The following is an 8,134-nucleotide window of genomic DNA, read 5'->3' on the forward strand; positions in this document are numbered from 1 at the left end:
GAACGTCCGGCCGACCACCAGTGGCCTTGCCAGCGACCGCCCGGACGCGGCTCCCTGCTCGAACGACGAGATCGAACAACGACTGCTGAAACATGCCGTAGAGCGACCAGCTCAGCTCCGGCGGGTCGGGGTGAGGCCCAGGGATCGACCGGCCAGCCCGCGTGAGCGCGATGACAGGCGCTCGGCCACTTCCCGCAGGATCTTCGAGGCTTCACAGTCCGGATCCGCGGTCACCAGCGGGACGCCGGAGTCGCCGCCTTCGCGCAGCCGGACGTCGATGGGCAACTGCGCCAACAGCGGCACGTCGTGCCCGAGCACCCGGGTCAGGCGTTCGGCTACCGCCGCGCCGCCACCGGAGCCGAAGACGTCCACCCGGCCGGCACAGTGCGGGCAGGGCAACCAGGCCATGTTCTCCACCACGCCGACGACGTTCTGCCGGGTCTGGACGGCGACCGTGCCGGCCCGTTCGGCGACCTCGGTGGCGGCGAGCTGCGGGGTGGTCACGACGAGGAGCTCGGAGGACGGCACCAGCTGCGCCAACGAGATCGCGATGTCGCCGGTGCCTGGTGGCAGGTCGAGCAGCAGGACGTCGAGATCCCCCCAGAACACGTCCGAGAGGAACTGTTCCAGTGCACGGTGTAGCATTGGTCCGCGCCAGGTGACCGGTTCGTTGCCCCGGGTGAACATGCCGGTGGAGATCACCTTCACGCCGTGCGCCTGTGGCGGCATGATCATTTTTTCGACCTGGGTGGGGAGGCGGTCGACTCCGAGCATCCGGGGGATCGAATGCCCGTAGATGTCGGCGTCCAGCACGCCGACCGAGAGCCCGGAGCGAGCCATCGAGGCGGCCAGGTTGACCGTCACCGACGACTTGCCGACGCCGCCCTTCCCGCTGGCCACGCCATAGACTCTGGTCAGCGAGCCAGGCTGCGCGAACGGGATCGACCGGGTCGCCGTCCCCCCTCGTAGCTTCGTGTGCAGGGCGGCGCGCTGCTCGGCGCTCATGACCTCGAGGCGGACCCGCACGGACCGCACGCCCGGTACCGCGGTGACCGCACGCTCGACCCGGCTGGTGATCTCCTCGCGCATCGGGCAACCGGAGACGGTCAGGAGCACCACGACATCCACGGTGTCGTCGGTGACGCGAACTGATTCGATCATGTCCAGTTCGGTGATGGGACGCCCGATCTCAGGGTCGAGCACTGTCGCGAGAGCTGCCTGGATCGCGTCCGCGCCAGGCCGGGAAGCAGACAAGAGAAAACCTCGACCGGTCGGTGTGGTGCGTGCGGCTCACGCCGCCACGCCTGCGCCTCCACCATAGCCGCCCGTCCCGGTCGAACGCGCCCGGTGCGGCCAGATCTTGATCATTTCCGCCGGCTGGCCGAAATGTCGATCGTCTGACATCCTCAGCGGGCTCCCTCGCGGCCCTGTACGGGCGACGTAATCTGATCCACGTGACGGTCGACGAGCGGACAGCGGAGCAGGAATCGCCGATTGACCCGCGATCACTGCGGGCATGGCGCCAGTTCCTGCGGGCTCATTCGTACGTCATCCGGCAGTTGGAGACCGATCTCGAATCCGAGCACCATCTGCCCTTGGCCTCCTTTGACGTGCTGGTCCAGCTGTCCGAAGTACCAGATGGCGCCCTGCGCATGAACGAGCTGGCGGAGGCGGTCCTGCTGTCCCGCAGCGGCCTGACACGGCTGGTCGACCGGCTGGAACGCGACGGCCTGGTCGAACGGCGGTCCTGCCCGTCCGACGCCCGGGGGACGTTCGCGACCCTCACACCTGAAGGCCGCAAGCGGTTGCGGGCGGCCTCCCAGACCCACCTCGCCGGTGTCTCGAAGCACGTCACCAGCCACTTCAACCCGGACGAGCTGGACGTGCTCGCCGATCTGCTGAGCCGCCTCGATCCCCGGGCCGCCACGCCGCCGCCCGGCGGCGGGTGCGGTCAGGGCGCCTGACCGCACCCGGGCGGTGCCGAGGCTGGTCCGGTCAACGGCCGCGCCCCGTGCGCGCCGGCGATGAGCGCCTCGTACGCCTGCTCGCTTGTTGTCTCCGCACCGAGGGGCTGGGGCTTGCTCGGCCCGTGGAAGTCGCTGGCGCCGGTGACGATCAGGCCGAGGTCGGTGGCGAGCCGGCGGAGCTGGCTCCGCTCCCGCGGCCGGTGATCGGGATGGTCCACCTCGAGGCCGTGCAGGCCCGCCCTTGCCATGGCCGCGATCACCGCTGGGCCGATGGTCGCACCGCGCCTGCTCGCGTACGGGTGGGCCAGTACGCTGACCCCGCCCGCGTCGCGGACCAGCCGGAGCGCCTCCATGGCGTCGGGCTCATCCCGGCCCGCCCAGTACCGGCCACCGGGGCCGATCCAGGCAGGGGTGAACGCGGCCTCGATGGAGCCCACGAGCCCAGCCTCGACGAGGGCCTCAGCTATGTGCGGGCGTCCGATCACACCGTCGGCTCGGGCGGACACCTGTTCCCAGCACACGGGATGGCCGTCGGCAGCCAGTTTCTCCACTATCCGGCGGGCGCGGGTGACCCGGCCGGCGCGTAGCCGGGCGCGGACGGCGGCGAACACCGGTTCGGTGGCGTCGAACAGGTAGGCGAGCAGGTGCAGGCTTACCCAGCGGTGCTGGTCGGCCCGTATCCCGCAGGAGATCTCCGCGCCCGGGAGCAGGGTCAGCCCGGCGGGCAGCACGGCGGCGGCCTCGGCCAGGCCCGACGTGGTGTCGTGGTCGGTGAGGGCGACCACGGCCAGGCCGGCCGCGGCCGCGAGGCTGACGACTTCGGCGGGGCGGCACAGCCCGTCCGACGCCGTCGAGTGCGTATGAAGATCGATTAATTCGGTCGTGGTCACTGGGCACCCGCCTGGAGCCGCTCGCCGTAGCCGGCTCGATCACGCACCGCGCACCCCGGCTCTCGCAAGACACCTCCGCTTTCCCGGCCCCATCCGGAGCGGCTGTCCAGCACGGTGGCTGCCCAGCACGATAGCCGCGTCCCCGTTGCCGCCGCTTTCATTCACATTCGTGGCGCGCGGTCTTCCGGCCGGGGGCATGAGCCGGCTAACGTCCTGGTGCTGTGAGGAATTCCAGCGGGCCAGCGGTGGCGACCCGGCGCGGCTTTCTCGCGGGCGGGGCTGTGCTGCTGACCGCGGTGGGCTGTTCCGGCGGCGGGTCCGGCGGCGGGTCCGGCGGCGCTGCCACCGCGCGCCCGAGCCTGCGGCCCGCGACCGCGATACCCGGCGTCGGGGACGGCGTGTTCGCTCTCGGGGTCGCCAGCGGGGACCCGCTGCCCGACAGTGTGATCATTTGGACGAGGCTGGCGCCGGCGGCCGGCGTCGCGAGCCTGCCCGCGCGTGACATCCCAGTGGACTGGCAGCTCGCCACCGACGACCGGTTCACCGATGTCGTGGCGGTGGGGACGCAGACCGCCACCCCGGGGTCGGCGCACTCGGTGCACGTCGACGTCCGTGGCCTGCAGCCGGCCCGGGTGTACTTCTACCGGTTCCGTGCCGGGACAGTGATCAGCCCGGTCGGCCGGACCCGTACCGCGCCGGCCGCCGGTGCCGGCACGTCCACGCTGAGTTTCGCGCTGGCCAGCTGCCAGGACTTCCAGAACGGCTACTGGCCGGCGTATGGCGCGATCGCCGCCGACGACCTCGATCTCGTCGTCCACGTCGGTGACTACATCTATGAGTACGACCCGAAGAGCAGGTTCCCAGACCGTCGCCACACCACCCCGGCCAGGCCTGGGCTCGACCAGCTCCAGACTCTCGACGACTACCGGGCGCGTTACGCCCAGTACAAGGCTGATCCGCAGCTGCAGGCCGCGCACGCGGCCGCGGCATGGGTGGTCACCTGGGACGACCACGAAACCGAGAACAACTACGCCGGCCTCATCGACGAGTCGGGCGACACCGGTGACAGGCACCAGGACCCGGCGGCCTTCGCGCGCCAGCGGGCCGCCGCCTACCAGGCCTACCACGAGCACATGCCGATCCGGGCCAGCTATCAGCCCGGATCGCCCGACCTGCGGCTCTACCGCCGGTTCGCCTTCGGCGATCTACTCACCCTCAACGTGATGGACACCCGCCAGTACCGGACGCCGCAGCCCGGCCGCAGCCCGAACGACATCGGCCCGGCCGCTCTGGGGGAGCACAACACGACCGGGACCATGGCCGGCGCTGAGCAGGAGAAATGGCTGATCGACGGGTTGGCCGCGTCGCGTGCCCGGTGGAACGTGATCGCTCAGCAGACGATGATGGCCCAGCTGCACGCCCAGCTCACCCCGGGCAGCGGCGAGGTGTTCGCGAACCTCGACCAAAACGACGGCTACGTGCCCTACCGGACCCGGCTGCTGTCGGCGGTGCGGGACACCGGGGTGGCCAACCCGGTGGTGCTGTCGGGGGACATCCACTGCGCCTGGGTGAACGACCTGCGGGTCGACTTCGACCGCCCAGAGACACCGGTCGTCGGCACCGAGTTCGTCGCCACGTCCATCAGCTCGGGGTTCTTCCTGCCCAGCGAGGAGTTCGTCCGGGCGAACAACCGGCTGCTCAACCCGCACGTGCGGTACTTCCGCGGGGATCGGCGCGGGTACACCCGCATCCGGGTCTCCCCCCGGCAGTGCGCCGCCGACATGCGCGTTGCCGAGAGCATCGACCGCCGGGACGCCCCGGTCAGCACCGACGCCACCTGGGTGGTTGAGGCCGGGCGACCCGGTGCCCAGCAGGCCTGACGGCGATCACGACGGCGATCACGACGGCGTTCGGGGCGGTTGTCCCGCGTACCGTCCGGCGGGAGCGAGGTAACGCAGCGCACCGGGACGTACAACGATTTCCGCGGGCAGCTCCGCGACCGGGTCGCCGTCGGCGTAGAGCTGGAACGGGCGGTCGGCGTCCACCCGGACCCGCGTCGCCTGCCGCGTCTGGACGTGCGGGGAGTCCACGTGCCGGCCGGAGAACACCTTCGGGAAGGTGGCGAGGAAAGCGGCCTTGCCGCACCGCGACAGCAGCACGACGTCGAGCAGGCCGTCGTCGGGTTTCGCCAGGGGCGCGAGGTGCATGCCGCCGCCGTAGTAGGCCGAGTTCGCCACCGCCACCGTCCAGCCGGTGACCTCGCGCGCCGCGCCGCCGTCGATCTCCACGGTGAACCGGGCGGGGCGCCAGGTGGCTGCCGCGCGTAACGCGCCGTAGGCGTAGACCTGCTGGCCCCGGATGAACCGGGCGCGATTGGCGATCACCTGGACGTCCGAGTCGAAACCGACGCTGGCGATGCCGAGGTAGGCACGGCCGTTGGCCTCGGCCAGGTCGATCCGCCGTTCGGTGCCGCTGGCCAGGGCGGTGGCGGCGATCACCGGTTGCCTGGCCGCGCCCATCCCGCGCAGGAAGTCGTTGCCGCGCCCGCCAGGCAGCACCGCGAGCAGTCCGCCGAGGCGCGCCACCGTCTCGGCGACCCGGCCGGCAAGACCGTCCCCGCCGAGCGCGACCGCGACCCGCCCGTCCGCCACCGCGTCCTCGGCCAACTCCGCGGCGTGGTCGATGTCCCTGGTCAGTTCGGTCCGCACGTCGCGGGCCCAGCGTTTCAGCGCCGCGGCGACGTCCGGCAGCACACGGGCGCCGCGTCCACCGCCAGCGTGCGGGTTGACGATGAGCAGCAGCCGGCGGCAGTCCACCTCGACCGCTGCCGGAACGGTTTCCAGAGGCTGTGCCATGGCTGTCCGGCCCTTCTCGCATCCGCCGCGGCCCTGCTACGTCCACCGGTACTGCTCGGGTCCGTGCTGGTGGCGAGAGCCGAGCTTACGAGACATCTCGGATGCGCCCGCGCCGCCTCGGCGTGCCGCTCACAGATGAGTGCTGTCGGCACCGAACGGCAGGCATGAGGTGATCATCTGGGCGTTCCGCAGGTCCTGGACGACGAGATGCTCCAGCAGCAGCGTTGCGGCATCCGCCGGCCAGAGCACCACCCACAGCCATACCCCGCAGGCCTCACCCACGAAGGCGGCCCGGTCGGGCGGGCAGACGACCGGCCACAGCGCGGTCGGGTGCCCAGCGGCCTCGATCTTCTCCTCGGGCCTGTCGCCGATGCGCTCGGGATCGGTACCTGGCAGCCCGGCAAGCCGGGCGCCGAGGCCGATCCCCGGCTCCTCGGCGATGATCACAAGTTCCGCCGGCCCGCCGAGCGGGGAGGGGCCGCCCGCGGCAAACGCGGTCGCCCGCGGTCCGGTGCGGTCGTCACCAGCCCAGGAGACGCCGCTGGCGAACCAGTGGACCGGCATCGGCCAGGGGACCCATATCGGCGCCTTGGCAGCGTGCGCGAGGAAGAGCAGCACCTGCTCCCGGGAGGACACCGCCACTCGGTAGGGGCTGACATCCCCATGTTCGTCACAGCGCCACTGGCTGTTCCACAGGTCGGGCGGATGCACCGTCCGCAGGCAGCGGGGACACGCAGGCGGGCTCGTCACCGGGCCGCTCCCCGGTGATGCGCGCCGCTGCCTGACAGTTCCACCGATCCGATGACTTCCCTCCGGTCATGTGCGGCAAACCTGCTCCGGGCAGACCTCACGAGCCGTGGCAAGACGGGCATCAGGGAGTTTCCCCCCGGGCGTGCCGGTGTCCGTCGGGGTATGCCGGGGCCGGACCTTCAGGACTGTCGCGCGTGGCGTCACCCGTGTCAGGCTCTTGTGCACGAAAGTGGAGCAGTGGCTTCCATGAGCAAGGCCGAGCCGTTCTGGGTGGCGGGCCGGCCGGTAACGGGTTCGGCGACCTTTCAGGTCCGTCACCCGTGGGACGATCGTCTGATCGCCACGGTCGCGCGGCCGGATCCGGCGCAGGTGGACGCGGCCGTGGCCGCCGCCAGCGCGGCCATGCCGGCCATGTCGGCCATGTCGGCCCACGGCCGGGCCGCGGCCCTCGCCCACGTCGCGGGCCGGATCGCCGAACGCGGTGAGGAGCTGGCCGCGCTCATCACCGCCGAGAGCGGCAAGCCGCTGACCTGGGCCCGGGTCGAGGTCGCGCGGGCATCCTCGACGTTTCGCTGGGGCGCGGAGGAAGCCCGGCGCTGGTCGGGGCAGCTCCAACGGCTCGACACCGACCCGGCGGGGGCGGGCCGGGCCGCGGTGGTCCGGCGTTTTCCTCGTGGCCCGGTGCTGGGGATCACGCCGTTCAACTTCCCGCTGAACCTGGTCGCGCACAAGGTCGCACCCGCGTTGGCGGTCGGCGCGCCCATCATCGTCAAGCCCGCGCCGAAGACGCCGTTGTCGTCCCTGCTGCTGGGCGAGCTGCTCGCCGAGACAGACCTGCCCGAAGGCGCGTGGTCGGTGCTGACCGTGTCGAACGAGGCTATGCCCGAACTGGTCGCGGACGCCCGGCTACCGGTCGTGTCCTTCACCGGCTCGGCCCCCGTGGGCTGGTCGATCAGGGACGCGGTGCCGCGCAAGCACGTCGTCCTCGAGCTGGGCGGTAACGCGGCGGTGCTGGTGGCGGCGGACTGGTCCACCGCCGCGGACCTGCGCTGGGCGGCCGGGCGGATCGCGACGTTCTCGAACTACCAGGCCGGCCAGTCCTGCATAGCCGTGCAGCGGGTCTACGCGGAGCGCGACGTGTACGAGGAGCTGTTGGCCGAGGTGAGCGCCGCGGTTGCCCGGCTGCGCACCGGCGACCCGGGCAACGAGGCGACCGAGGTGGGGCCTTTGATCGACCTGGCCGCGGCCGAACGGGTCGAGCGATGGATCAACGAGGCCGTCGAGGCGGGTGCGACGGTGGTCGTCGGCGGCGAGCGGGACGGCACCACGGTCGCGCCGGCTGTGCTGCGGGGTGTTCCGCCGGACGCCCGCCTGGCGCGGGAGGAGGTGTTCGGGCCGGTCCTCGTCATCGAACCGGTCGACGGGCTGGACGAAGGCCTGGCCCGGATCAACGACAGCCCGTACGGCCTGCAGGCGGGGGTGTTCACCCGGGACGTGCGGGTGGCCTTCCGCGCGCACCGGGAGCTCGACGTCGGCGGTGTGATCATCGGGGATGTTCCCTCCTACCGGGCCGACCAGATGCCCTACGGCGGTACCAAGGGGTCGGGGACGGGCCGGGAGGGCGTGCGGGCGGCCATGGAGGATCTCACCGTCGAGCGTGTGATGGTCCTGA

Annotated in this window: 7 protein-coding genes; 3 read left to right on the forward strand and 4 right to left on the reverse strand. The window is 71.7% G+C overall.

The genetic code is table 11. The features are described 5' to 3' along the window. Positions 1 to 111: 111 nt before the first annotated feature. On the reverse strand, positions 112 to 1,254 hold the full coding sequence (locus MJ785_RS17845) for an Mrp/NBP35 family ATP-binding protein (RefSeq protein WP_239311099.1): 1,143 nt from the start codon (positions 1,252 to 1,254) through the stop codon (positions 112 to 114). A 200-nt stretch (positions 1,255 to 1,454) separates the two neighbouring features. Between MJ785_RS17845 and MJ785_RS17850 the strand changes: the two genes are divergently transcribed. Then, positions 1,455 to 1,964, forward strand: coding sequence for a MarR family winged helix-turn-helix transcriptional regulator (locus tag MJ785_RS17850; RefSeq protein ID WP_239311100.1), 510 nt, complete (start codon positions 1,455 to 1,457; stop codon positions 1,962 to 1,964). On the opposite strand, the gene MJ785_RS17855 is transcribed toward MJ785_RS17850, so the two are convergent. Then, complete coding sequence (locus MJ785_RS17855; protein WP_239311101.1) at positions 1,952 to 2,857, reverse strand: PHP domain-containing protein; 906 nt, start codon at positions 2,855 to 2,857, stop codon at positions 1,952 to 1,954. The two genes, MJ785_RS17850 and MJ785_RS17855, sit on opposite strands and share 13 nt — an antisense overlap. 221 nt (positions 2,858 to 3,078) lie before the next feature. Between MJ785_RS17855 and MJ785_RS17860 the strand changes: the two genes are divergently transcribed. Beyond that, positions 3,079 to 4,737, forward strand: a complete 1,659-nt coding sequence (locus MJ785_RS17860) for an alkaline phosphatase (protein WP_370652980.1) — start codon at positions 3,079 to 3,081, stop codon at positions 4,735 to 4,737. A gap of 18 nt (positions 4,738 to 4,755) precedes the next feature. On the opposite strand, the gene MJ785_RS17865 is transcribed toward MJ785_RS17860, so the two are convergent. Together MJ785_RS17865 and MJ785_RS17870 are read right to left on the reverse strand one after the other, a co-directional pair. Beyond that, entirely contained in the window at positions 4,756 to 5,712 is a 957-nt protein-coding gene (locus MJ785_RS17865) for a diacylglycerol kinase family protein (protein ID WP_239345760.1), read from the reverse strand. Between the two features lie 129 nt (positions 5,713 to 5,841). Beyond that, positions 5,842 to 6,462 carry a DUF6758 family protein gene (locus tag MJ785_RS17870; RefSeq protein ID WP_239311103.1) on the reverse strand — a complete coding sequence of 207 codons (621 nt, stop codon included), beginning with the start codon at positions 6,460 to 6,462 and terminating at the stop codon, positions 5,842 to 5,844. Positions 6,463 to 6,708: 246 nt separating this feature from the next. On the opposite strand from MJ785_RS17870, the gene MJ785_RS17875 reads away from it, so the two are divergent. Continuing rightward, the coding region (locus MJ785_RS17875; protein ID WP_239381875.1) for an aldehyde dehydrogenase family protein at positions 6,709 to 8,134 on the forward strand (1,426 nt) is incomplete at its 3' end.

It is taken from the genome of Protofrankia sp. CiT1 (assembly GCF_917627335.1).
Classification (GTDB): Bacteria; Actinomycetota; Actinomycetes; order Frankiales; family Frankiaceae; genus Protofrankia.